Below are 701 nucleotides of genomic sequence, written 5' to 3'. Positions count from 1 at the left end.
GGTCGGGAGTAGTGGGAGCGCTCCCAAGAATCCGTTCGGACGCCCGCCCTGTCAAGGGCCGCCGGGACACCGGGTTTCCGCCGCCGCGCGGGCGCCCTCACTCCGCGCGCGTTGCCCTGTGAAAGTTCGTGAAAGGAATGGAACAGGTCTTCCCCGCCCGCGCCAGACCGTTCTACGTTCACCGTCAGTCCAGGAGTGGGAGCGCTCCCAAGCTGATCGCACCGATGTGAGAGCGGAGATCCGATGAGATCGCTCACCCCCCGCACCGCCGCGCTGGCCGCGCTGGCCGGGGCCCTCCTCACCGCGGGCTCGCTGGTCACCGGCACCGGCCGGGCTTTGGGCACGGCGGACGCCGCCGTCGCGTGCGAGGTCGACTACACCACCGACGACTGGGGCACCGGGTTCACGGCCGCCCTCACGATCACCAACCTGGGATCGTCCGTGGACGCGTGGACGCTGACCTACACCTACGCCGGGAACCAGCGGCTCGCGAGCGGCTGGAACGGACGGTGGTCCCAGTCCGGCGGCACGGTCACCGTCTCGAACGAGAGCTGGAACGGCTCCCTCGCGACCGGCGCGGCGGTCCAGGTCGGCGCGCAGTTCGCCTACACCGGGACGAACACCGCCCCGTCCGGCTTCGCCCTGAACGGCATGGAATGCGGCGGCGACCCCACCGACCCGCCGACCGACCCGCCCACCAC

General features: G+C 71.5%; 1 protein-coding gene. It reads left to right on the top strand.

All coding sequences use genetic code 11. From position 1 onward, the window contains the following. Window positions 1-243: 243 nt before the first annotated feature. Window positions 244-701, top strand: a 458-nt coding sequence (locus tag E1289_RS37810) for a cellulose binding domain-containing protein (protein WP_207929425.1), incomplete at its 3' end; no start/stop codon positions are given.

This window comes from Actinomadura sp. 6K520 (genome assembly GCF_004349245.1).
Taxonomy (GTDB): Bacteria; Actinomycetota; Actinomycetes; order Streptosporangiales; family Streptosporangiaceae; genus Spirillospora.
This window is presented reverse-complemented; position numbering and strand designations above follow the sequence as displayed.